Origin of the sequence: Rhodoferax sp. (assembly GCF_010365055.1) — a bacterium.
In the GTDB taxonomy this organism is placed as follows: Bacteria; Pseudomonadota; Gammaproteobacteria; order Burkholderiales; family Burkholderiaceae_C; genus Rhodoferax.
The window spans coordinates 1-25421 of record NZ_JAAFHA010000054.1; the positions used below are offsets into that span (position 1 = coordinate 1).

The following is a 25421-nucleotide window of genomic DNA, read 5'->3' on the forward strand; positions in this document are numbered from 1 at the left end:
TCATTTTTGGCTTTCCGTACCAGACGCTGCGCATCATTCACAACTCGATTGAGCGCAAGGCCTTCGGCACCGGGGCGGCTTTTGCCCTGACTGAATTGGCCGGTTGCAGCAAGGGTTTCTATACTTTTGACGATCTGTTGATGAGAAAGATGCGCAGCCAACTCGCCCAGGCCTGAAAATGCGTCCATCATGAGCCCTACACCTTCTCTCGCCCAAGAACCCAACATGCCCCTGAACACGCTGGACAATGACAACCCAACCAGCTCGGCGCGGGTACTGCGGCGTTTTCGCATCGTTTTCAACGCCGTGCGCGCTCATTTTCAGGAAATTGAAAAGCAGGTAGGTTTAGGGGGCGCCCAAGTCTGGGCCTTGAATGTCATCAGGAATCAGCCCGGCCTTGGTGTCGGCGCCTTGGCAAAGAGCATGGACATCCATCAGTCCACGGCCAGCAATCTGGTCAAATTGCTGCAGCGCAAAGAGCTCATCAGCATGCGCAAGGCAAGTGCTGACCGGCGTCAAGTTGAGCTCCAAATCCTGCCCGCTGGATTGGCTATTTTGAGCCAGGTGCCGGGACCGTTTGAGGGCATCCTGCCAGGAGCCCTCAACCAGCTCTCCGCAGCAACCTTGCTGCGACTGGATCAGGACTTGAGCGAACTGATTTCCCTGCTCAAAGCCGATGAAAAGGCCGCGGGCATCCCTTTGGCCCATTTGTAGACACAAGACCCGTCGGCGCTTGAAACAACGCAAGAAGGAAAGACATGCGACTCTCTTTACGCTTCGTTCTGCCATTGCTGCTGGTGCTGGCGGGCATCGCCTACACCGTCGCGCCCCTGATCGACCGACTGACGCTGAGTTGGTTTGTGCGCGATCTCGACAGCCGCTCGTCGTTGATTGCCAGCACTTTTCAGGAGCCTCTGCAGGAACAGCTTGCGGCTGGAAAGAAGGCAAGAATTGCAGATTTTTTCAACCGCATCACGCAGGATGAGCGGATTTTTGCTGTCGGCTACTGTGCCTCCCCAACGGCCCTCATACTGGCCAGCCGTTCACTGCCGGCGGAAATTCGTTGTGACAATCTTGAACGCTGGGATGGGCCGAGCGACCACTTGTTGCCCAGCGCCCAGGGGCCACTGCACGTCGCAGTGAAACCGATGGCCAGTGAGGCGATGCCGACCGGCCAGCTGGTCGTGGTACACGACATGAGCTTCGTGACCCGGCGCAGCGAAGAAACCAAACGCTACCTGTTCTACGTTTTCATGGCGCTGGCAGGGGTGGTCTCGCTCGTCACGGTCATTGTGGCCGAGCTCTCTTGGCGCGGCTGGATGGCCGGCGTTCGCGCCCTGCTGCGCGGCGAGGGGCTGTTGCGCCGGCCTCAGGTCAACGCCTCGCCCAGCCTGCGCGGCTTTACGCCGATCGCACGTGATCTGCAGCGACTCATCAGTGAGTTGGAGTCCGAGACCCGAGCACGTGACGAAAGCCAGCTTACCTGGACCGCAGAAACCCTGCGCACCATTTTGCATGGCGAGCTGCGCGGCGAGGACGTGATTGTGGTGTCCAACCGCGAGCCCTACATTCACCAACGGCGCGGCGAACGTATCGAGGTGCAGCGCCCGGCCAGCGGCCTGGTGACGGCGCTGGAACCCATCATGCGCGCCTGCTCGGGCACCTGGATTGCGCATGGCAGTGGCTCAGCCGACCACGACGTGGTTGACAAGCACGACCGCGTGGCCGTGCCACCGGAGAAGCCCGCCTACCACATACGCCGCGTCTGGCTCACGCCCGAGGAAGAGGCTGGTTACTACTACGGTTTTGCCAACGAGGGGCTGTGGCCGCTGTGCCACATCGCCCATGTGCGGCCTATCTTTCGCTCCAGCGACTGGACGCAATACGTCGCGGTCAACCGCAAGTTTGCCAAGGCCGTGGTGAGCGAGGCCAAGACCAAGAATCCGATTGTGCTGGTGCAGGATTACCACTTTGCGCTCTTGCCCAAAATGATTCACGACGAGTTGCCTGAGGCCACCATCATCAGTTTCTGGCACATTCCCTGGCCCAACCCCGAGTCGTTTGCCATTTGCCCCTGGCGGGAAGAAATCCTGGCTGGCATGCTGGGCTCAAGCATCATGGGTTTTCACACCCAGTCGCACTGCAACAATTTCGTCGACACGGTCGACCGCTTTCTGGAGGCACGGGTCGACCGTGAATCCTTCAACGTATCGTTTGGCGGCAAGCTCACCGCCGTGCGGCGTTACCCGATTTCCATCGCCTGGCCACCCGACCCGGAACTGCTGCAAAAGAGCGTGCCCGATTGCCGCAGCCACATTCGCCAGATCAACGACTTGCCGCCCGAGCACAAATTGGGCATCGGCGTGGACCGGCTCGACTACACCAAAGGCATCCTGGAGCGCTTTCGTGCCATTGAACGCCTGCTGGAATTGAACCCGGACTGGATCGGCCGCTTCACCTTTGTCCAGATCGCCGCGCCGACGCGCTCGGGCATCGACGAATACCAGCACCATGAGGCGCAGGTACGCACGCTGGCCACACGCATCAATGCACGTTTCGATCGCCACGGGCCAGCGCCCATCATTCTCAAGATCGAGCAACATGAGCCACCGCAGGTCTATGAATATTTCCGCGCCGCTGACCTGTGCTTTGTCAGCAGCCTGCACGACGGCATGAACCTGGTGGCCAAAGAGTTCGTCGCCGCTCGCGACGACGAACGCGGTGTCCTGGTGCTGTCCGAGTTCACCGGGGCCGCCCGCGAGTTGCCCGAGGCGCTGATCGTCAACCCCTACGATGCCGACCAGTGCGCGGCCGCCCTGCACCTGGCCTTGAGCATGCCCGACGTCGAGCAGCGCGACCGCATGCGTCTGATGCGCGGTCTGGTGGCCGAATTCAACGTCTTCCGCTGGGCAGGGCGCATGCTGCTTGATGCCGCCACGAAACGTCGGCGCAGTCGGCTGACTGATCAGGCCAGTACTTCGACGCTATGAAATTCACGGCCCTTGCCGCTTTGCGATTGCACCGAAGGTGGCCAGCCGACGAGCCTGCTTTGCGACCGGGGTGGCTCACAAATGCGCGCTGTGTGCTAAGCTGAAAACACCATGAAGAGCGACCACGATATCTATCTGTTCCGTGAGGGAACACACGCGAAGCTGTACAACAAACTGGGCTGCCACCTGCAGGTGCACGGTGGCGCGAACTTCGCCGTTTGGGCGCCCAATGCCGAGTCCGTCTCTGTCGTGGGCGACTGGAACTACTGGTCCGGCGATGCGGATCACCTTGTTCTGCGCGCCGACGGCTCAGGGATCTGGCAGGGCTTCGCCGAAAACGCGCTGCGTGGTCAAGGCTACAAGTACCGCATTCACTCGCGCCATGGCGGCTATGTCGTGGACAAGGCGGATCCATTTGCGTTCTATGCCGAAGCGCCCCCCGCGACGGCGTCACGCATCTGGAGCCTTGAACACGACTGGCAAGACGATCAATGGATGTCATCGCGCGGCCCCAAGAATGCGCTCGATGCGCCGATGTCCGTGTATGAGGTCCATCTCGGCTCCTGGCGGCGCAAGGACGGGCAATTCCTGGACTACCGCGAACTCGCACACGCGCTGGCCGACTATGTCAATGCAATGGGTTTCACCCACGTTGAATTGATGCCGGTGACCGAGCATCCGTTTTACGGCTCATGGGGTTACCAGACGACGGGCTATTTTGCGCCGACGTCGCGTTACGGCACACCGCAGGACTTCATGTATTTCGTCGACCACCTGCACCAACAGGGCATTGGCGTGCTGCTGGACTGGGTGCCCTCGCACTTTCCGACGGATGAGCACGGGCTTGGCTATTTCGATGGCACTCACCTGTTCGAGCATTCCGATCCACGTCAGGGTTTCCACCCCGAATGGAACTCGAGCATCTTCAACTATGGGCGCAATGAAGTACGCAGCTTCCTGATTTCGTCAGGGCTGTTCTGGCTTGACAAGTACCACCTGGACGGCCTGCGCGTAGACGGCGTTGCTTCCATGCTCTACCTTGACTATGCCCGCAAGCAGGGCGAGTGGATTCCAAACCGTCTTGGCGGCCGGGAAAACCTGGAGGCCGTCGATTTCCTGCAAACGCTGAACCAAGCCGTGTACCGTGAGCATCCTGATACGCTCACCATCGCCGAGGAGTCGACCGCCTGGCCGCGCGTGTCGCGGCCGACCGACATGGATGGGCTGGGTTTTGGCATGAAGTGGAACATGGGCTGGATGCACGACACGCTGGCGTACATGCAGCAAGAGCCGGTCCACCGCAAACACCACCATCACAAGTTGACTTTCTCGCTGGTGTATGCCTTCAATGAGAATTTCGTTCTGCCGCTGTCACACGACGAGGTCGTGCACGGCAAACGGTCGCTGCTGGGCAAGATGCCCGGCGACACCTGGCAGCAGTTTGCCAACCTGCGTGCGCTGTTCGGCTACATGTGGGCGCATCCTGGCAAGAAGCTGCTTTTCATGGGCGGCGAGTTCGGCCAGCGGCGCGAATGGGCCCACGACGGCGAGCTGGAATGGTGGGTGACAGCGCTGGAAGGCCATGCCGAACTACAACGCTACGTGGCGCAGCTTAACCGGGTGTATCGCCGCCAGCCGGCCCTTTACCAATTGGATTTTTCTCCCGCCGGGTTTGAATGGGTGGAGGCCGACGCGGCTGATACCAGCGTGTTCGCCTTCCTGCGCAAGCCACGCGAGGGCGGAGCCACCTTGCTGGTGGTCAGCAATATGACGCCGGTCCCGCGCACCAATTACATGCTCGGCGTGCCATTGGGCGGTTTCTGGCGTGAAGTGATCAACAGCGACGCCAGCGAATTCGGTGGCGCGGGCTGGGGCAACCTGGGTGGGGTCCAAGCATCTCCGGTGCGATTCCATGGTCGAACGCATTCGGTGTGCCTGACTTTGCCACCACTTTGCACCATCATCTTGGAACACGTACCCGATGACTAAGACCGCCGCCACCCATCCCATCCTCCCTGACGCCACCATTGTGGACGGGCGCGTCCGCGCCGTCATTGACGCTGTACTTCCCAACGTGGACGGCGGCCGCTTTGCGGTGAAACGCGTGGTGGGTGAAAGCATGGCAGTTACGGCCCATTGCTTCACCGATGGCCACGATGTGTTGCGCGTCATGCTGCGCTGGCATATGGAAGAACAGGCCGAGGTGCACGAAGTCCCCATGAAGCCGCTGGGCAATGACGTCTGGATTGCTGAGTTCACGCCCCTTGCCGTCGGGCGCTATCTTTACTCGGTCACAGCCTGGGTTGATCCCTTCGAGTCATGGCGCCACGACATGTCGCGCCGCGTCGATGACGATGACATCCGCATTGCATCGCAGGTCGGAGCGATCGAGATCGCGGCAGCCGCAGCGCGCGCGCCCTGCGCAGACGGCGAGACGCTGGCCCGCTGGGCCAAGGCTTTAGTGACGGCCGCGGCCGAGCCCGCGACTGATGCGAAGACCGTCAAGGCGCTGGCGCTGGACAATGCCATGGCCGAGTTGGCTGAACGCTATCCCGACCGCAAACACGCCGCATACTCCGCCCCGCAGCTGCCGCTGGTTGCGGACCGCGCACGGGCGCGCTTCAGCAGCTGGTACGAGCTGTTCCCGCGCTCCGCCTCACCCGAGCAGTGGCGGCACGGCACCTTCAAGGACGTGCAAGCGCGCTTGCCAGCCATCGCGGCGATGGGCTTCAATGTGTTGTACTTTCCCCCGATTCATCCCATCGGTCGGGTGCAGCGCAAGGGCAAGAACAACGCGCTGCTGGCCGACCCTGACGATGTTGGCAGTCCCTGGGCGATCGGCGCCGCCGAGGGTGGCCACAAGTCTATCCTGCCGGCACTCGGTACGGCGCAAGAATTCCGACAGTTGCTGGAGCGGGCCGCTGACTTCGGGCTCGAGATTGCGCTCGATATTGCCTTCCAGTGCGCGCCCGACCATCCGTACGTCAAGACGCACCCGAGCTGGTTCCGATGGCGTCCGGATCGCACCGTCCAGTACGCCGAGAATCCACCGAAGAAATACCAGGATATCTACCCATTCAATTTCGAGAGTGACGACTGGCGCGGCTTGTGGGCCGAGCTCAAAAGCGTGTTCGATCACTGGATTCTTGAGGGCGTAAAAATCTTCCGCGTAGACAACCCGCACACCAAGGCCTTTCCATTCTGGGAGTGGGCCATCGGCGAAATCAAGCGCGAGCACCCCGATGTTCTCTTCCTGGCCGAAGCCTTCACGCGGCCAAAGGTCATGCACCGTCTAGCCAAGCTTGGCTTCTCGCAGTCGTATACCTACTTCACCTGGCGCAACAGCAAACAGGAGCTGACCGAGTACTTCACCGAGCTCTCAAGCGGCCCGCGTATCGACTACTTTCGCCCCAACATCTGGCCCAATACGCCCGACATCCTGCACGAACAACTGCAAAGTGGCGAGCCCGCGATGTTTATGGCACGCCTGGTACTCGCCGCCACACTGGCGGCAAGCTATGGCATATATGGCCCGGCCTACGAGTTGCGCGAACATTTGCCGAAGTCGCCCGGTAGCGAGGAGTACCTCAACTCCGAAAAGTATCAACTGCGCAACTGGAACTATGATGATCCAGATAGCCTTGCACCCTTCATTACCCGCATCAATCAGATCCGCCGCGACAACCCTGCCCTGCATGCCGATCACGACCTGCGCTTCCTGCCCATCGACAACGACCAAATTCTGGCCTACGCGAAAACCTCAAAGGACGGCAACAACGTGGTGGTCATGGTGGTCAATCTTGACCCCCACAATGTTCAGTCAGGCACGGTCCAATTGGACCCCGAATCGATCGGGGTGGATGCTTCGCATCCGTTTCAGATGCACGACCTGCTAAGCAACCAGCGCTTTCTGTGGAAGGGGCAGCACCACTACATCCGGCTTGATCCACACAGCGTGCCTGCACACGTCTTCGTGGTGCGCCGGCGCATGCGAGATGAACGCGATTTCGACTACTACCTTTGAAACCGGCCACCCATGAATGCACCTGCGACCAGTCTGACACTCGACACAGTCGAGATCGATAACAGGGACGATCCGCTGTGGTACCGTGACGCCGTCATCTACCAACTCAACGTCAAGGCCTTTTTTGACTCGAACGATGACGGCATGGGCGACTTCAAGGGCGTCACAGCCAAGCTGGACTATGTCCGTGACCTGGGGGTTAACACCGTCTGGCTGATGCCCTTCTATCCCTCGCCCCTGCGTGACGATGGCTACGACATTGCGGAATATGAAGACGTTCATCCACAGTACGGCTCGCTCAACGACTTTCGTGAGATGCTGGCCGAGGCGCACAAGCGCGACTTGCGGGTGATCACAGAGCTCGTCATGAACCACACATCGAGCGATCACCCGTGGTTTCAGGCAGCGCGACGCTCGCCCCCGGGCTCGCCCGAACGCGAGTTCTATGTCTGGAGCGATAGTGATCAACTATACAAAGACACGCGCATCATCTTCACCGATACAGAGACCTCCAACTGGACCTGGGACCCGGTGGCCAAGGCCTTCTTCTGGCACCGCTTCTTCAGTCATCAGCCTGATCTGAATTTCGACAATCCAAAAGTGCTTGAAGCCATCTTCAAGACCATGCGATTCTGGCTCGACATGGGAGTTGACGGATTCCGACTCGACGCCATCCCATACCTCATCGAGCGTGATGGCACCAGCAACGAGAACCTGCCAGAGACGCACGCGGTGATCAAACAGTTGCGCGCTGCCATCGACGCGCAGTACAAGAACCGCTTCCTGCTGGCTGAAGCCAATATGTGGCCCGAGGATGTTCGGGAATACTTCGGCGACGGCGACGAGTGCCACATGGCCTACCACTTCCCGCTGATGCCACGCATGTACATGGCAATCGCTCAGGAAGACCGGCACCCCATCATTGAAATCATGCAGCAAACGCCAGAAATCCCTGACGGCTGCCAATGGGCCATCTTTCTGCGCAACCACGACGAACTGACCCTGGAAATGGTGACCAGCAAGGAACGGGACTACATGTACCGCATGTATGCCGCTGACCCGCGGGCACGAATCAACCTGGGCATCCGCCGCCGTCTGGCCCCGCTGATGGAAAACGACGCGGATCGCATCAAATTAATGAATGCAATGCTGCTGTCGATGCCCGGTTCGCCGATCATCTACTACGGTGACGAGATCGGCATGGGCGACAACATGTTCGTCGGTGACCGCAACGGCGTGCGCACTCCGATGCAGTGGAGCCCCGACCGCAACGCGGGTTTCTCCCGGGCCGATCCGCAACGCCTGTACCTGCAACCCATCATGGATCCGATGTACGGCTACGAGGCCCTCAATGTTGAGGCTCAGGCGCGCGACATCAGCTCGCTGCTGAACTGGACCAAGCGGATGCTCGCTGTGCGCAAAAGCAGCCATGCATTCGGCCGCGGCAAGCGAATCTTCCTCAAGCCAGGCAACCGCAAGATATTGGCGTATCTGAGCTCGTACGGGGACGACACCCTCCTGGCCGTGTTCAATCTGTCACGCGCGGCGCAGCCGGTGGAACTGGAATTGTCGGCCTACAAGGGCTGCGTGCCCGTCGAGATGCTGGGTCGCACCTCTTTCCCGCCGATTGGCGAGTTGCCGTACTTGTTGACGCTTCCGTCATTCGGTTTCTACTGGTTCCGGCTCGCCACCGATGCTGAAGTTCCAAGCTGGCATCAGGAGCACGTGGCCCTACAGGACCGCCCTACGCTGGTGCTATTTGACGGCTGGACAAGCTTCTTCCGCGAACGCGTCATGCCGTGGCGAATCGGAATGGCCGACCGCATGCGCACACAATTCGAAACTGACACGCTGCCGCGTCATATCGAAATCCAGCGCTGGTATGCATCCAAGGGCACGCCCATTGAACGCGCCCGGTTGGTCGATCATGCGGTGTGGGAGGCAGGCAAATTCAGCTGGATGCTGCCCATCCTGAAACTGGACGGACCCGTCGGGGAATCGACCTATTTCATGCCGCTGGCACTGGCGTGGGAGGATCGCGATGAAGAGCGCATCGCCAATCTCACGCCCGCCGCGCTGGCCAAGGTACGCCAGCAGGCCAACGCTGGCATTATGGGCGATGCCTTCTACGACCCGGCCTTCTGCCGCGCCGTGGTCCAGGCTATCGGCGCCGGCATCGAAATTGCCACCGCCGCCGGACGCATGCAATTCAAGCCCACTATGGTGTTCAAAGACTTCGCCTCCGATATCGCCTCGCTGACGGTATCGCGTCCGAGCACGACGAGCAGCAACACGGTTGTCACCCTGAATGACACGCTTTTTCTCAAGGGTTACCGTCGTCTGCGCCAAGGCTTGAACCCCGAACTGGAGATGGGTCGCTTCCTGACTGAAGTCGTACGTTACCCGAACTGCGTCCCGGTGCTGGGCGCACTCGAGTACTTCATGAGCGACGGCAATGTCATGACATTGGCCCTAATCCAGGGTTACGTGCCCAATCAAGGGGATGGTTGGGACTACACATCACGTTACGTCGAGCGCTTCCTGGAGGAGTTACGCATCTCGGGCGACGCCAATGCCGCCGCAGGCGAAAGGCATGGCGGCTTCCTGGCTTTGGCCACCATGCTCGGCCAGCGTACTGCGGAGCTTCACCTCGCATTGGCGCAGCACACAGCAGAGCCGGCCTTCGACCCCGAGCCTCTCTTGTCAAAAGATGTCGTCGCGTTCAAGGAACGTGCGGCCAGAGAGGCCACCGCTACGCTGTCACTGCTGCGCGAGCACCAGACAAAATTGCCCGTAGCCGCCCAAGTTGGAGCCCAAGCCCTGTTGTCCCAACAGGAGCGCCTGCTGGCTCGCATCGCTGACGTCAGGACCGAGGGTAAGGTCAGCGTCAAAACACGCTACCACGGCGACTACCATTTGGGCCAAGTCCTCGTAACCGGCAACGATTTCGTGATTATCGACTTCGAGGGTGAGCCAGCCCGCAGCTTTGAAGAACGCCGCACCAAGAGTTCACCTTTGCGCGACGTGGCCGGCATGCTGCGGTCCTTCAACTATGCACGCTGGTCAGCGCTGCGGCGCGTGGCACAAAATGCTGCGGAGCTTGACCAACTGGAACCCGCAGTGCGCGAGTGGGAACGCAGCACCCGCGAGGCTTTCCTGGCGGCCTACGAGCACACCATGGTGTCAGTCAAATCGGGGCAGCCGGTTGACCTGGACCTGCTCGCTTTGTTCGAACTTGAAAAGGCACTTTACGAACTCCGATACGAGCTCAATAATCGCATCGACTGGATCCAGGTGCCCTTGCAAGGTATCCTGGCCCTGATTGCCCCTGATACGGGCCCGGCGCGCTGAGGTCGGCTTTGCACCCGCAACCCCAACTGGAGTAGATATCATGGAAAAACTGGACATTCAGCTCGAACCCTTGCGAGCCATCCTTTTTCAGATTGGTGCGTTCCTTCCACGCCTGCTGATCGCCGTGGTGGTGGTTCTGGCTGGCTGGCTACTCGCCAAGGTGGCACGTATTGCGGTGACCAAGGCATTGCGTGCGATTAATTTCAACGTCCTCACCGAGCGCTCGGGCCTGGACAACTTCCTGCGCCAGGGTGGTATGTCCGGTGACACGACCTCCCTCTTCGGCATGCTCCTGTACTGGCTGGTCATCCTGGCGGCCTTGCTGATTGCCTTTAACGGACTCGGCCTGACCTACATCACGGATCTGCTGTCGCGCGTGGTGTGGTTTATTCCGAATGTCTTTGTTGCGCTGGGGGTGCTGGCGTTCGGTTCTTACTTCGCGCGCTTCGTCGGAAACACTGTCGTCAGCAGCCTCAAGCTGCCGGATGCGAGCCTCCTGGGCAAGCTGGCGCAGTACGCCATCATGGCTTTCGTGGTTCTGATTGCACTGGAGCAGATCAAGGTCGGAGGCGACATTATTCGCGAGAGCTTCCTGGTGATTCTTGCCGGCATCGTGTTTGCGCTGGCACTCGCCTTTGGTCTGGGTGGCCGGGACTGGGCGGCGGAGCGCATTGAGCACTGGTGGCCGCGCGACAAGAAGGCCAGGGACACCCTCAACCATGAAAACAAATGAGCTGATCACCGCAATCTGGCCCGGCCGCGCCTATCCGCGCGGCGCTCACTGGGACGGCGAAGGCGTCAATTTTGCGCTGTTCTCGCAACATGCCGAAAAAGTAGAGTTGTGTCTGTTCAACGAGACCGGCCGCCAGGAACGCCAGCGCATCGAGATTCGCGAACGCACCGACGACATCTGGCACTGCTACCTGCCCGAGGCCCGTCCGGGTCTGGCCTACGGTTACCGCGTGCACGGGCCCTACAAACCCGAGGAGGGCCACCGCTTCAACCCCAACAAGCTGTTGGTTGATCCCTATGCCAAAGACCTTATCGGTCACTTGCGCTGGGGCGATGCACTCTATGGCTACACCATCGGCAGCAAGCGCGAGGACCTCTCGTTCGACCGCCGCGACAGTGCGCCGCTGGTGCCCAAGAGCCGCGTGCTCGAGCCCGCTTTCACATGGGGCGACGATCGCCGGCCCGAGATACCGTGGCAAGACATGGTCATCTATGAGTTGCACGTGCGCGGCTTCACCATGACCCATCCGGAGGTGCCAGCGCAGTTGCGCGGCACCTACGCGGGGCTCGGCTGCGCCTCCGTGGTCGACTACCTGAAGCGCCTGGGGGTCACGACGGTTGAATTACTACCGGTGCACAGTTACGTCAGTGAACGCCACCTGGCCAGCAAGGGGCTTTCAAACTACTGGGGCTACAACACCCTGGGCTTCTTCGCCCCAGAGGTGCGCTACAGCGCGTCGGGCAAGGTCAAGGAATTCAAGACCATGGTCAAGGCGCTGCACTCAGCCGGCATCGAGGTGATCATTGACGTGGTCTACAACCATACCTGCGAGGGCAATCAGCTTGGACCCACGCTCTCCCTGCGCGGCATCGACAACGCGTCCTATTACATTGCCAGTGCGGACAACCACCGGTATTACGACGACTTCAGCGGCTGCGGCAACACCGTCAACATTGAGCACCCGCGAGCCCTGCAGTTGATGATGGACTCCTTGCGCTACTGGGTTGAAGAGATGCATGTCGACGGTTTTCGCTTCGACCTTGCTTCCGCGCTGGCGCGCGAAGCCGGTGAGGTGGAGAACCTGGGCGGTTTTTTCGACGCTATCCGCCAGGACCCGACGCTCAACCGGGTCAAGCTGATCGCCGAGCCCTGGGATTTGGGAACCGGTGGTTATCGGGTTGGCAACTTCCCGCACGGCTGGGCCGAGTGGAACGACCGCTACCGTAACGGCATGCGCGCGTACTGGAAAGGCGACGACGGGCAGATCGGCGAGCTTGCCCAGCGCCTCACCGGCTCGCATGACCTCTATGGCTGGTCGGGCAAGCGCAGCCATGCCAGCATCAACTTCGTCACGGCGCACGACGGCTTCACGCTGCGCGACCTGGTCTCGTACAACGACAAGCACAACGAGGCCAATGGCGAAGATAACCGCGACGGCAACAACCACAACCTGTCCTGGAACTGCGGCGCCGAGGGCGAAAGTGACGACCCCGCTATTCTCGCTCTGCGGGAGCGCCAGAAGCGCAACCTGTTGGCCACGTTGCTGCTCTCACAAGGCTTGCCCATGCTGCTGGCCGGTGACGAACGCGGCCACACGCAACTGGGCAACAACAACGTCTATTGTCAGGACAACCAACTGGCCTGGCTGGACTGGACCCCGAGTCCAGAGCGCGACGCTTTGCATACCTTTGTGCAACGCTTGATCCTGCTGCGCCGGGCACACCCGTCTCTGCGTCGGCGCAACTTCTTCGAAGGTAAGCCGCAGGAGGGCGACACGGATAAGGATGTGTGCTGGCTGAAACCCGACGGCGGCGATATGATGGGGAAGGATTGGAGCGACAACCAGGCGCGATGCCTGGCGATGCTGGTGTCGGGCTGTGGCATTTCGGAGCGGGGCGCACGTGGCGAAACACTGCACGACGATGACTTTCTGCTGCTCCTGAACAGCCACCATGCCGAGATAGCCTTTGCCCTGCCGTCGGTGCGCGGGGGCGAATGGCTGCTGCTGCTCGACACCGCGACCCACACCCTTCCACCGGCCGACAACGGTCTACCGCTCGCTTCGCCACCAGCGTGGGGGCAGGCGAGCTATCCGCTGCAATCTCGCTCCCTGGTACTGCTGACCCGCGCCAGGAAGCTTGCATGAAGTGACCATGAAACATGCCCATGTCATGCCTTTTGGCGCCAGTGTGCTGTCTGGCAATGGCGTGCGCTTTGCGCTGTGGGCACCAGGGGTTGAAAAAGTCATGCTTGAGCACGGGCCTGACGCCAGCGCCCACGCGCACCAGATGATGCGAAGCGCCGACGGTTGGCACCGGCTGACGCTGCCCGGCGCGCAGGCCGGCGACAACTACCGCTACAGCCTTCCCGACGGCCTGCGCGCGCCCGATCCGGCCTCGCGCTGCAACCCCGGCGATGTGCACGGTGCCAGCCAGGTGATGGACCCGCACGCCTACTTGTGGCGGAACGGCACCTGGCGGGGCCGCCCCTGGCAAGAGGCAGTGATTTACGAATTGCATGTTGGCACCTTCACCCCCGAGGGTACATTTTCGGCGGCACAAAGCCGCTTGGCGGAACTCGTCACACTCGGCATCACCGCCGTCGAGCTGATGCCGCTGGCCGACTTCCCGGGCCAACGCAACTGGGGCTATGACGGCGTACTGCCCTTCGCGCCCGATGCATCCTACGGCACACCCGATGAACTCAAGGCACTGGTCGACGGCGCTCATGGGCTCGGCCTGATGGTGCTCCTTGACGTCGTGTACAACCACTTCGGGCCGGAGGGCAACTACCTGCATGCCTACTGCCCTCAATTTTTTAATCCTGCGCACCAGACGCCTTGGGGCGCGGCCATCAACTACGACGGCACCGATTCGCGCACAGTGCGCGACTTCTTCGTGCATAACGCACTTTACTGGGTGGAAGAATTCCAGTTCGACGGTCTGCGCATGGATGCCATTCACGCCATACGCGATGACTCCGAATGCCATATCGTGCGCGAGATCTGCGAAGCACTGCGCGCCGGCCCGGGTCGTGAGCGACAAGTACATGTGGTTCTCGAAAATGATGGCAACCAGGCATCCTTTCTGGCGCGCGACCCCAGCGGCGACCCGCTCATCGGCACAGCGCAATGGAACGACGATCTGCACCATGCCGTCCATGTGCTGACCACCGGCGAGACCGATGGCTACTACGCTGACTACGCCGACGCACCGGTGGCCCAACTCGGGCGGGCGTTGGCGCAGGGCTTCATCTACCAGGGGCAGCCCTCGCCGTTCCGTCATGGCGAGCGGCGCGGCGAGCCGAGCACGCAACTGCCATTGGTGGCCTTTGTCTCTTTCTTGCAGTCCCACGACCAGGTCGGCAACCGCGCCTTCGGCGAACGCATACATGCGCTGGGCGATCCGACGCTGGTACGTGCCGCCTGCGCCTGTGTTTTGCTGTCGCCGCACACACCCATGCTGTTCATGGGTGAGGAGTTCGCAGCTTCCACGCCTTTTCAATACTTCTGCGATTTCGGACCCGAACTGGCGGACGCTGTGTCGAGGGGGCGGCGTTCTGAATTCGGGCGCTTCGCTGCGTTTGCCAGTGAGGCCGCGCAAGCATGCATTCCTGACCCCAACATTGAAGCGACTTTCCTCGCATCCAAGCTACGCTGGGAGGAGCGTGACACCGCGCCGCACAAAGACTGGCTCGCGGAGGTTCGCCACCTGCTGCATCTGCGCCAAAGCCGACTGGTTCCACTGCTGGCCGGCCAACAAGGCGCCGGGCACTTTCACTGCGAGGGAGATACGCTGCGGGTTGAATGGACGCTCGGCCACGCGGGCACTCCATCTTGCCGTGCACGCCTGCATTTGCTCGCGCATTTTGGAGCGCAGGCCCGCGCGGGCGTAGTGGCGTCGCCGGGCGAACTCCTCTATGGCATCGGCATTGAGTCCGACGCGGGCGCCGCGCTGCGACTCATGCGTGGCGCAGTGGCTCTGACGCTGCAGGAGGTCAACCTTGCCTAAACTGTCGACCGAGCGCAATGCGCAGGCACTGAGCCAGCTGTGCGAGCACTTTGGCATCGCCACTGAATATGATGACATTTGGGGCACGCGTCACCGGGTGGCGCGCGCGCGCCTGCTGGCCTTGCTTTCGGAATTCGGTGTCAGATTGGCTGACGAATCAAGTGCGCCAGGGGCGCTCGGCGCCGTGCAGCGATCAGCCTGGTGCCAGGCGCTGCCGCCGGTGGTCGCGATTCAGGCGTCGACCTCGGAATGGGACTTGTCGCTGCGTCTGCCCGCCTCGCTGACCCACATCCGCTGGCAACTGCGCGACGAAACCGGCACCGTTCACCAGGGCGAGGTCGCAGCCGATGCGGTGCCCGAGATCGCCCGCACCGAACTCGACGGTGTCGCCTGGTGCGAGCGCAAGCTGTCGTTCAGCCTGCGGCTGGCCGCTGGCTACCATCGCCTCAGCGTGGCGGATCTGGCCGGCGAGACACTGGTGATCAGCGCTCCCGAGCGTTGCTATCGTCCGGCGGGGCTGCAAAACGGCGGCAGAGTCTGGGGCCCCACCGTACAGCTGTACGCGCTGCGTTCCCGGCGCAACTGGGGTATGGGCGACTTCAGCGACCTGGCGCAGCTGGTCGGACAGATGGCCGAACGCGGTGCCGACATCATTGGACTCAGCCCATTGCACGCGCTGTTCGCGCACAACCCGGCCCATGCCAGCCCGTACAGCCCCTCGTCACGCCTGCAACTCAACGTGCTGTACATCGATGTCGAGGCGGTCGATAACTATGCCAGTTGTGAACCGTTGCGGCGGCTTGTCCATTCTGCCGAATTTCAGGGCCGGCTGGCCCACTTGCGCGAGGCGCCGTTGGTCGACTATGTTGGCGTTGCCGCGGCCAAATTCGAGGCGCTCGAATTGCTGTTCAGCCACTTCCGGGAAAACCACCTGGCGTCCGAAGGCGCACAGGCGCGTGACGACCGCGGGCACGCTTTTCTCGCTTTTGTGGCGCAAGGAGGTGAGGCACTGTTGCGCCACGCACTGTTTGAGGCGCTGCAGGCCCATTTTCATGCCTCCGACGGCTCCATTTTGGGTTGGCCGGTCTGGCCGCCAGCCTATCGCGATCCCGCCAGCAACGAGGTCACGCAATTCGCGAAACGACACGCCGAGCGTGTGCAATTTCACCAGTATCTGCAGTGGCTGGCGGCTGGCCAACTGGCGCGCGCGAGCGACTATTGCCAGGCACTGGGTATGGGAGTGGGCCTGTATGTTGATCTTGCGGTCTCGGCCGATCGCGCGGGTTCCGATGTCTGGAGCGAGCGCGCCTGTTTTGCCCCGGATGCCAGCATCGGCACACCGCCCGATGAGTTCAAGCCAAACGGTCAGGGCTGGGGCCTGCCGCCACTGCGGCCCGACCGCCTGCGCGCCAGCCGCTATCGCTACTTCATCGACACCTTGCGCGGCACCATGCGCGGTGCGGGCGCCCTGCGCCTTGACCATGTGATGGGCCTGATGCGCCTGTTCTGGATACCGCCCGGACAGACCGCGCGCGAAGGTACCTACGTGCATTACGCGCTGGACGAGATGCTGGCCATCGTGGCCTTGGAGAGCCAGCGCAACCGCTGCATGGTAATCGGCGATGACCTGGGCACCGTGGCCAACGAGGTGCGTGCCGCTCTGTCGCGTTTCGATGTGCTGTCTTATCGCGTGCTGTACTTCGAACGCCAGGACAATGGCGAATTCAGACCGGCGACCGACTACCCGACGAATGCAATGGTGGCGGTCAGTACGCACGATCTGGCGACACTGGCCGGTTGGTGGCGCGGACTGGACCTGCGCCCGCAGCTTGGTTTGTTTCCGGACTTGCAGGGCTTCGAGAACCAACTGCTGGACCGTGCCCAGGCGCGCGTGCGGCTCCTGTCGGCGCTGCGCCGCGCCGATTTGCTGTCGATGGCCGAAATGACCGATGCGCTGGGCGGGCCAGACCTGTCGGCGCACGCCGTGCAGGCAGTGCACGCGTTTTTGGCGGCAACGCCGTGCGGACTCATGACCTTCCAGCTTGAGGACTTGCTCGGCGTCGCTGAGCAAATTAGCATGCCCGGCACCACTGACGAGCAACCCAACTGGCGGCGCAAGCTGCCGCTGGATCTGCCAGCACTGACCAGCAGCGAAGCGATGCTGAGTCTGAGTCGTATCCTGTCCGGGCTGCGGCCACGCCGCTCCCGTGTGGCATCCCACCGCAGCGGAGCCCAGACGATCGTGCCGCGCGCCACCTATAGGCTTCAGTTTCACAAGGATTTCACTTTCATGGATGCCATCCGCATCCTGCCCTACCTCGCGAGACTGGGCGTGAGTCATGTTTACTGCTCGCCGATCCAGCGGGCGCGCGCCGGCAGCATGCACGGCTACGACGTGGTGGCACACAACGAGGTCAACCCCGAGCTCGGTGGACGAGAAGGCTTCGACCGCTTCGCGCTAGCGCTGCGCGAACTCGGCATGGGCCTGCTGCTCGACATGGTACCCAACCACATGGGCGTCATGGGCGGCGACAATGCTTGGTGGATGGACGTGCTGGAGAACGGACCGGCCTCACTTTTTGCCCAGCACTTCGACATCGACTGGCAGCCGCTCAACCGCGAACTGACCGGCAAAGTCCTACTCCCGGTATTGGGTGACCACTATGGCGATGTCCTCATGAGCGGCAAGATCGTGCTGCACTTTGACGACAAGGCCGGCAGCCTGGCGCTGCTTTACTTTGACCATCGCTTTCCGCTGGCGCCCGAGAGTTACCCGCTGGTGTTGATGCTGGCACAGGCACGACTCGGCGATGTTGATCTGGCCGCCAGTCTGGCCAGCACGGCCACCGCTTTCGGCCACCTGCCCGGACGCGACGCCAGCGACCCCGCCGCGCGGGCTGAGCGCGCGCGTGACAAGGAGCTTCTAAAGACCCGACTGGCGCGGCTGGCGGCACGCCATGCGAGCGTGACGCAGACCATCGCCAGCGTGGTGGCGGAACTCAATCTGGCCGGCGCCCGCGATGAGCTGCATGCGCTGATCGAGACGCAGGCCTATCGGCTCGCCTACTGGCGCGTCGCGGCCGACGAGATCAACTACCGACGGTTCTTCGACATCAACGAACTCGCCGCCCTGCGCATGGAACGCGAAGACGTATTTGAAGCCACGCAGTCGTTCGCGCTGGACCTCGCGGCAGCCGGCCTGGTGGACGGACTGCGCATAGATCATCCAGACGGGCTCTACGATCCGGCCCGCTATTTCCGGCAGTTGCAGGACGGCTACGCGCGACGTGCCGGCCTCCTGTTGACCAGCCAGGATGAGCAGGGTCGGCCGACGCGCCCGCTCTATGTGGTGGCGGAAAAGATCGCGGCACCGCACGAGGAGATACCGCTCGACTGGCACATCCACGGCATGACTGGCTACCGTTTTGCCAATCTGGTCAATGGTCTGTTTATTGATTCTTCGGCGGCGGCCAAATTTGAGTTGATCTGGCGCAACTTCACCGCCGTCAGCGAGAGTTTCAACCAACTGGCGTATGCCGGCAAGCGCGACATCATTCGCACGGCGCTGGCCTCCGAACTCAATGTGCTGTCAACCGAGTTGCTGCGCATCGCACGCTCTGACCGGCGAACTCGCGACTACACACTTAATGCGCTGCGCCGAGCATTGACCGAGGTCGCTGCCTGCTTGCCGGTCTATCGTACCTACTTCATTGAAAAAGCCTCCGTGCAGGACCAGCGCTACGTCGACTGGGCGGTGCGCGATGCCGTTCGCCACAGCCAGGACGCTGACCTGTCGATCTTCGGATTTGTGCGCCAAACGCTGCTGGGGCAGGCGCTGCCCGATGCGTCTGACAGTCTGATTGAACGGGTGCGCCGCTTTGCAATCCGGTTTCAACAGTTCAGCGCACCGGTAGCAGCCAAAGGTGTCGAAGACACCGCCTTTTACCGCTACTTTCCCTTAAGCTCGCTCAACGAGGTTGGCGGTGATCCAACCCACTTCGGATTCACGATGGCTGACTTTCACAGCGCCAGCGCCGCAAGGGCCCAGCATTGGCCCCACAACATGCTGGCCACGTCCACTCACGACAACAAGCGCTCGGAGGACGTGCGCAGTCGTATCAACGTGTTGTCTGAAATGCCGGCACGCTGGCGACTGGCGTTGCGCCGCTGGCGCGCCCACCACCGCGGTCTGCGCCACAAGCTGGAGGCGGCCGGCGCAACCGCGGGGACGCCCTCGCGTGCCGACGAATACCTGCTATATCAGACACTGCTGGGCACGCTGCCAGCAGGCGAATTGGACGAAGCGACGCTGGTGCCTTACCGCGAACGCATCGTGCTCTACATGCAAAAAGCGGCACGCGAAGCCAAGCTCTACACCCGCTGGACGCATCCGGATGAAAGCTACGAGGCTGCGCTCGAAGGCTTTGTTCGGGCACTGCTCGGGCACATTGAAAACAACACCTTCCTCACCGAACTGCAGGCACTCGGCGCCACGATGGCACGGCTCGGCGCGCTTAACAGCCTGAGCACGACGTTGCTCAAGTTCACCTCACCCGGCGTGCCCGATGTGTACCAGGGCCACGAAACCATCAACCTGACGCTGGTGGATCCGGACAATCGGCGGCCCGTTGACTTTGAATCGCTGAATCAAAGTCTTGCCTCACTGGAAACCCTCGATCCAGCCCAGTTGCCAGCGCTAATGGCCACACCGCAGGATGGTCAGGCGAAGCTGTGGATCACGTGGCGTCTATTGCGGCTACGGCGCGAACGGCCAGCGCTGTTTCGCGATGGAGACTACACAGCGCTCAAGGTCAGTGGCGTGCACGCCGAGCATGTGGTCGCGTTCACGCGCCGCCACAACGGCGCAACGCTGGTGGTCCTTGCCGGGCGCTTATTCGCCCGGCTGCTCGGCGAGGCGATCCTCCCGCCATTGGGCGAGTCCGTGTGGTCGGACACCAAAGTCGCGATCAACCTGCCCGACGGCACACGACTGATCAATGTACTCACCGACGAGATACTTGTAGTCGAGCGCGGTTGCATCGCGTTGGGCACAGCATTTGCACGCCTGCCGGCCGCCGCGCTACTTGGTTCGGCTTGACGCCGTCCTGCTTTGCGTCACAGCGTGAATTCCTTCGTCTGCCCATGCCGGAGTTCATAAATATCGTTTTTGAAGCCGATCTTGATGGCCTCTGACGAGACGCCCGCCACCTCAACTTTTAGCACGTCGCCAGATACCGTGATGGTTAGCGACTTGTTGCGGTAGTGGATATGCATGCACAGACTGTCGATGGTCTTGGGCAACTGCGGGTTGAGCCAGAGCACGCCCTCGCGGGCCTCTACCCCAGTGTAAGCACGCTGCATCATGTCCACTGTGGAGGCCATGGCGCCCAGATGTATGCCTTCCGGTGTGGTGCCGTCCTGGATATCCTCCACGTCGCTCATCAAGGCCTCGGCAAATAGGCGCCAGGAAACTTCGCGATCAGATCGCGCCAGCACCCAAGAATGGGTGACACGACTCAGCGTCGAACCGTGAGAGGTCCGCTTGAGATAATAGTCGATGTTTTTCGGGATGGTGTCGTATCCAAATGGGTAGTCAAGACGCTTGAAGAGCGCGCTCAATTCTTCTGATGAGAACAGATAGAACAGCATCAGCACATCGGCCTGCTTGGAGACCTGGTAACGGTTTGGCGTGTCGCCCTCGGCGTCAAGAACACGATCAAGCCGCTGGATATCGCCATATTTTTTTCGGTAGCCTTCCCAGTCAAACTCCTGCAAACGGTCGTAGCGTTCAAACTGACTGATGATGCCATCACCGTGGAAAACCACGCGCATCCTGCGGCTGACGTCACCCCAGCGCGCCAACTCTTCCGGGCGCAGCGCAAGCGTCTCACTCAACTCCTGGCGCCGCTCCTGCGGCAGCAATTCCAGAACTTCCAGCGCTCGGCAAAGCACCCACACGGCCATGAGGTTGGTATAGGCACTGTTGTCCAGCCCCGGCCGTTCACTATCCGGATAGGCATCGTGGTATTCATCTGGGCCCATCACCCCCAGAATCTCATAGCGTTCCAGTTCCTCGTTGTAGGTGGCAATGCTTGCCCAGAAGCGGGCGATTTCAAGCATCATGATCGCCCCATAAAAGGACAGAAACTCCATGTCTTGAGTCACCTGAAAATACTGCCAGATGTTGTACGCGATGGCCGCGTTGACATGGCGCTGCAGGTAACTCTTGTCGGGGTTCCAGCGGCCCGACTTCGGATTGAAGTGCAGGCGCTGGGTTTCCTCGCGCCCATCGCTGCCACTCTGCCAGGGATACATGGCACCGTCATAACCGGCCTTGCGCGCGGCAGCACGGGCCGCGTCAAGGCGGCGGTAGCGGTACATCAGCAGCGCGCGGGTGATTTCTGGCACGCGCAGATTCAAAAACGGGAAGATAAACAGCTCATCCCAGAACACATGGCCACGGTAAGCCTCGCCATGCAGCCCACGCGCCGGAACGCCCGCGTCCAGGTCCATGATGTGCAGCGACACCGTTTGCAGCAGGTGAAAGATATGCAGCCGCAGCACCAGAACCGTCGGCGGCCCCGGCTCCGGCCCGTTCATTCCGATGCCCATATCGAAACGTCCCCACAAGTGGCCCCAGGCCAACACATGGCTTTGCAAAAGATCGCGGAAACGTCCTGCACGCATGATGCTTTCTTGCGCTTCCCGTCCGCACTCTGACATGGCTCTGTCCTTCGAACTGTGCAAGCTAATGATCTTTTCAATGCTCAAAGGTGTTTCTTCTGCGATATCGAGCGCAATGAGCTGGCCAATAAATCCAGGCTCTACAAGAGTCTGTCGCTCGCAGGACAGTGGCTGATCATTGTCCCACAGCCGTGTGGCTGCAGCCTGCACCACCTCAATACGCGACTGGTTGGTGCGCACCCTGAGAAACAGGGTCTCAGCGTCGAGCGTACGGGTTTCCAGCAACTCCAGATGCCGGTTGCCGAGGCCCCGGTAACGCGCAACGCCATCATTGACAACACGGCCATCCAGCGCCGATCGGATTTCAATGCGTCCCGACCAATTTTCGGCGGTCAGCGTGGTTTCCAACGCCGCCAGGTGCGGCTGTTGCATGTGCACCAGGCAGCGGCTGGCCAGCCGGGTCACGCGCCCCTGACCGTCCTTGAAACGCAGGCTGCGCAACAGCACACCCTGTTTGAGATCGAGCTCCTGCCGGTAAGCCAGTATGTCGACCCGATGCAAATCAAACCACTCGCCGCCGACAATGCGGAACGTCAGGGGCAGCCAGTTCGGCATATTGACCAGGTCCTCATTTTCCACCTCGCGCCCAGCGACCTGACTCACCAGTCGGTTGTAGCCGCCCGCCAGATAGGTGCCTGGATAGTGCCCGCCGTTTGCATCCGCTTCGGGCGCGGCGCCGCGCGTGGCGAAATAGCCATTGCCCAGGGTGCACAGGGCCTCGCGCCGCATTTCCTGGGCCGGATCGAAGTTTTCATAAATCAAGGACCACTGACTCATGCCATTTTTCCATCTTTCAGTGTGGCAAGCTCACTCAGAAAACGTCGAACTTGTTCAACGCTGTCCAGGGCGTACTGCGCTGTGGTGTCGCGGGGCCCGTCCCGCACCAGGATGCCGATGCCGTTGCCGCGCGCATTGAGCGACCTGAACGCATCTTCGTCGGTGATGTCGTCCCCAAGATAAAGCACGAATGCATCGGATTGCTCCAGGCCGAGCTTGCCGAGCAGCCAGATCATGGCCCGGCCCTTGTCCCAGTCGATATCCGGTTGCACTTCAAAAATCTTCTTGCCGTGGGTCTTGCGCAGTGTCGGATGTGTGGCGAGCACCGCATTGACAGCGGGCTCTACCGCGTCCAGGTCAGACTCGCCAACGAGGCGGAAATGGACTGCGATGGAGTATTTCTTGCGCTCGACCAGAATGCCGGGAATGCGCCCAAGCCGCTGCCGCAGCCCCAGCTCGACCAGGTCGAGCTGGGGCAGAAATTCGCTGCCCTGCTGTTGCTCGATGTGCATGCCCTGGGGGCCACGGATTTCAAAGCCGTGGCTGCCGCCGTAAACAATGTCTTTCAGACCCACCCTTGCCTGCACATCGGGCAAATCCCGGCCACTCATCACGACCACCGTGCAGCCTTGGGCCAATGCGCGCACCGCCTCTCGCATGTCGTCGGACAGCAGTGCCAGCTCGGGGCGTTGCACAATGGGCGTCAACGTGCCGTCATAGTCAAGAAAAACCGCCAGGTTCCTGCCCTTCATGCGGGTTTTGATGTCGTCAAGCGCCGCCAGAGCGGAAGGAAGTTCGGCACTGCGCCGGCGAGCAGAAGCGGTATCCCGCGCGATGCCGACTTCCGCCAGGTCGGCCACAACTACGTGCGCGCCTGCGTCTTTCTTTTCTTGTCGATGACCGTTACGATCCACGCCGATGACCATGCCAAAGCCACCACGTCGGCCTGCCTGCACGCCGGCAAGCGCATCTTCCACCACCACGCTGCGCGCCGGTTTCACACCAAGTTGTCGCGCCGCTTCCAGGAATACATCAGGCGCAGGTTTTCCGGCCAGGCCCAGGCGTTGTGCCGCCACCCCATCCACGCGCACGTCAAACAAAGCGGTGATGCCGGCGGATTCAAGCACTTGCGCGCAGTTGTTACTGGCAGAGATGATGGCTGTTTTGAAGCCCTGCGCCCGCAACTGATGGATGAGCCCAATCGTGGAGTCATACACTTCCACCCCCTGCTTCAGCGCTTGCAGGTACAGCAGGTTCTTGCGATTGCCGAGTCCGCACACGGTCTCCCGCTCAGGCGGATCAGCCGGATCGCCGTAGGGAAGATGGATACCGCGCGACTTGAGGAAATCGGCCACACCGTCATAGCGCGGCTTGCCGTCAACCAGGCGGCGGTAGTCGACGTCCATATCGAAGGGCTGCAAGGGCTTGCCGGTGGCACCCGCCTGCTGTTGAAGAAACGCGTCGAACAGCGTTTTCCATGCGGTAGCGTGAACTTTGGCCGTGCGGGTGACCACGCCATCGAGATCGAAAATGATCGCGTCAAATGCCGCCCTGCCAAGCGTAAGACATTGCGAATCATTGCCCGAGTTCTTTGCATTCATGTCCGTTGACTCCCGTGAAGTTGAGACAGCTGTGCAACAGCCTTGCCGTCTTTGTGATTGCTGCCCGACGCGACAGAACAGACAATACGCCACCTGAATCTTCCATGCTGCGAGGGCAGAGATCCGGTTGTAAAGTCGACCGGATCAGACATTCTGATTCATTCTAAGGGCCCCTCACCCCCCTATGCTCAATATCGCTGCCATCTGCCTCGTCATCACCGCCTTGCTGGCTTACCTGAATTACCGCTTCATCAAGATGCCAACCACGATTGGCGTGATGGCGGCGGCGCTGGTGTTTTCTCTGGCGCTGATTGGACTCGATGCCCTGGGTGTGGCGCATGTGCTGCGCGAGTACGAGGCCTCTCTGTTGCGCTCGATTGACTTTTCTGACGTGCTTATGCAGGGCATGCTGTCCTTGCTCCTGTTTGCAGGTGCCCTGCACATTGACCTGAGCGAGCTCAAGGCCTACCGCTGGCAAGTGGGCGGACTGGCGGTCTTGGGCACGCTGCTGTCCACCTTGGTGGTGGGTTTTGGCATGTGGTGGACGCTACCCTTGGTGGGCTTGCCTTTGCCGCTGGTCTATTGCCTACTGTTTGGCGCCTTGATCTCCCCCACCGATCCGATTGCCGTCATGAGCATCCTCAAATCTGCTGGCGCACCCAAGGAGCTGGAGTTAGTGATCGCAGGTGAGTCGCTGTTCAACGACGGCGTCGGGGTGGTGATTTTTTCGCTCCTGTTGGGAATGCTGGCCAGCGGCATTACACCGACGCTGGGCCAGGGTGTCACGCTGCTGCTGCACGAGGCCGGTGGTGGCCTGCTGCTTGGTTTGGTGTTGGGCTACCTGACGTTTGTCCTGCTCAGGAGCGTGGACAACTACCAGGTCGAAGTGCTGCTCACGCTGGCGGCGGTCATCGGCGGCTACGCGCTGGCGGCACGGCTGCATGTGTCAGGTCCGCTGGCGATGGTGGTGGCCGGCCTGATCATCGGCAACCACGGGCGCGCGCTGGCCATGTCGGACACCACGCGCCACTATGTGGACATGTTCTGGGAACTACTCGACGAAATACTCAACGCCACGCTGTTCGTTCTTATTGGCATGGAAGTGCTGCTGGTGACGTTTTCAATGAACGAATTGATTGCCGCCGCCGTGGCTATAGTGGTCACACTGGCGGCTCGGCTGCTCACGGTGGG

12 protein-coding genes are annotated in these 25421 nt (G+C 61.2%); 10 read left to right on the forward strand and 2 right to left on the reverse strand.

Annotation, left to right across the window (positions count from 1 at the left end; translation table 11 throughout):
• Window positions 1–189: 189 nt before the first annotated feature.
• From GZ093_RS12885 to GZ093_RS12925, 9 genes are all read left to right on the forward strand, one after another.
• Complete coding sequence (locus GZ093_RS12885; RefSeq protein WP_296486495.1) at window positions 190–714, forward strand: MarR family winged helix-turn-helix transcriptional regulator; 525 nt, start codon at window positions 190–192, stop codon at window positions 712–714.
• A gap of 44 nt (window positions 715–758) precedes the next feature.
• Window positions 759–2990: a trehalose-6-phosphate synthase gene (locus GZ093_RS12890; RefSeq protein WP_296486497.1), complete on the forward strand. Its 2232-nt coding sequence runs from the start codon at window positions 759–761 to the stop codon at window positions 2988–2990.
• A gap of 111 nt (window positions 2991–3101) precedes the next feature.
• Window positions 3102–4979 (forward strand): 1,4-alpha-glucan branching protein GlgB, encoded by a 1878-nt coding sequence (gene glgB / locus GZ093_RS12895; RefSeq protein WP_296486499.1) that lies wholly within the window; start codon window positions 3102–3104, stop codon window positions 4977–4979.
• Window positions 4972–7014 carry an alpha-1,4-glucan--maltose-1-phosphate maltosyltransferase gene (locus GZ093_RS12900; RefSeq protein WP_296486501.1) on the forward strand — a complete coding sequence of 681 codons (2043 nt, stop codon included), beginning with the start codon at window positions 4972–4974 and terminating at the stop codon, window positions 7012–7014. The genes glgB and GZ093_RS12900 overlap by 8 nt, the downstream gene beginning before the upstream one ends.
• 12 nt (window positions 7015–7026) lie before the next feature.
• Window positions 7027–10365, forward strand: a complete 3339-nt coding sequence (gene treS / locus GZ093_RS12905; RefSeq protein WP_296486502.1) for a maltose alpha-D-glucosyltransferase — start codon at window positions 7027–7029, stop codon at window positions 10363–10365.
• A 40-nt stretch (window positions 10366–10405) separates the two neighbouring features.
• Window positions 10406–11098 carry a hypothetical protein gene (locus tag GZ093_RS12910; protein ID WP_296486503.1) on the forward strand — a complete coding sequence of 231 codons (693 nt, stop codon included), beginning with the start codon at window positions 10406–10408 and terminating at the stop codon, window positions 11096–11098.
• Window positions 11085–13244: a glycogen debranching protein GlgX gene (glgX, locus tag GZ093_RS12915; protein ID WP_296486504.1), complete on the forward strand. Its 2160-nt coding sequence runs from the start codon at window positions 11085–11087 to the stop codon at window positions 13242–13244. The genes GZ093_RS12910 and glgX overlap by 14 nt, the downstream gene beginning before the upstream one ends.
• Before the next feature lie 7 nt (window positions 13245–13251).
• Window positions 13252–15108, forward strand: a complete 1857-nt coding sequence (gene treZ / locus GZ093_RS12920) for a malto-oligosyltrehalose trehalohydrolase (protein ID WP_296486505.1) — start codon at window positions 13252–13254, stop codon at window positions 15106–15108.
• Window positions 15101–20206, forward strand: coding sequence for a malto-oligosyltrehalose synthase (locus GZ093_RS12925; protein ID WP_296486507.1), 5106 nt, complete (start codon window positions 15101–15103; stop codon window positions 20204–20206). Before treZ ends, GZ093_RS12925 begins: the two co-directional genes overlap by 8 nt.
• A gap of 17 nt (window positions 20207–20223) precedes the next feature.
• Here the strand turns inward: GZ093_RS12925 and GZ093_RS12930 are convergent, their stop codons facing one another.
• The gene (locus GZ093_RS12930; protein WP_296486509.1) at window positions 20224–22629 is read right to left on the reverse strand and encodes a glycosyl hydrolase family 65 protein; all 2406 of its coding nucleotides are present in this window, start codon (window positions 22627–22629) and stop codon (window positions 20224–20226) included.
• On the reverse strand, window positions 22626–24230 hold the full coding sequence (otsB, locus tag GZ093_RS12935; protein ID WP_296486512.1) for a trehalose-phosphatase: 1605 nt from the start codon (window positions 24228–24230) through the stop codon (window positions 22626–22628). The genes GZ093_RS12930 and otsB overlap by 4 nt, the downstream gene beginning before the upstream one ends.
• Window positions 24231–24414: 184 nt before the next feature.
• On the opposite strand from otsB, the gene GZ093_RS12940 reads away from it, so the two are divergent.
• Window positions 24415–25421 (forward strand): cation:proton antiporter (locus tag GZ093_RS12940; RefSeq protein ID WP_296486513.1); only part of this gene is annotated, 1007 nt, incomplete at its 3' end.

Excerpts from the sequence above, each read along its gene's own strand:
- treS (WP_296486502.1), top strand. The coding sequence starts at position 7,027 with ATGAATGCACCTGCGACCAGTCTGACACTCGACACAGTCGAGATCGAT.
- glgB (WP_296486499.1), top strand. The coding sequence starts at position 3,102 with ATGAAGAGCGACCACGATATCTATCTGTTCCGTGAGGGAACACACGCG.
- GZ093_RS12910 (WP_296486503.1), top strand. The coding sequence starts at position 10,406 with ATGGAAAAACTGGACATTCAGCTCGAACCCTTGCGAGCCATCCTTTTT.
- GZ093_RS12900 (WP_296486501.1), top strand. The coding sequence starts at position 4,972 with ATGACTAAGACCGCCGCCACCCATCCCATCCTCCCTGACGCCACCATT.
- otsB (WP_296486512.1), bottom strand. The coding sequence starts at position 24,230 with ATGAATGCAAAGAACTCGGGCAATGATTCGCAATGTCTTACGCTTGGC.
- treZ (WP_296486505.1), top strand. The coding sequence starts at position 13,252 with ATGAAACATGCCCATGTCATGCCTTTTGGCGCCAGTGTGCTGTCTGGC.
- glgX (WP_296486504.1), top strand. The coding sequence starts at position 11,085 with ATGAAAACAAATGAGCTGATCACCGCAATCTGGCCCGGCCGCGCCTAT.
- GZ093_RS12930 (WP_296486509.1), bottom strand. The coding sequence starts at position 22,629 with ATGAGTCAGTGGTCCTTGATTTATGAAAACTTCGATCCGGCCCAGGAA.
- GZ093_RS12890 (WP_296486497.1), top strand. The coding sequence starts at position 759 with ATGCGACTCTCTTTACGCTTCGTTCTGCCATTGCTGCTGGTGCTGGCG.
- GZ093_RS12885 (WP_296486495.1), top strand. The coding sequence starts at position 190 with ATGAGCCCTACACCTTCTCTCGCCCAAGAACCCAACATGCCCCTGAAC.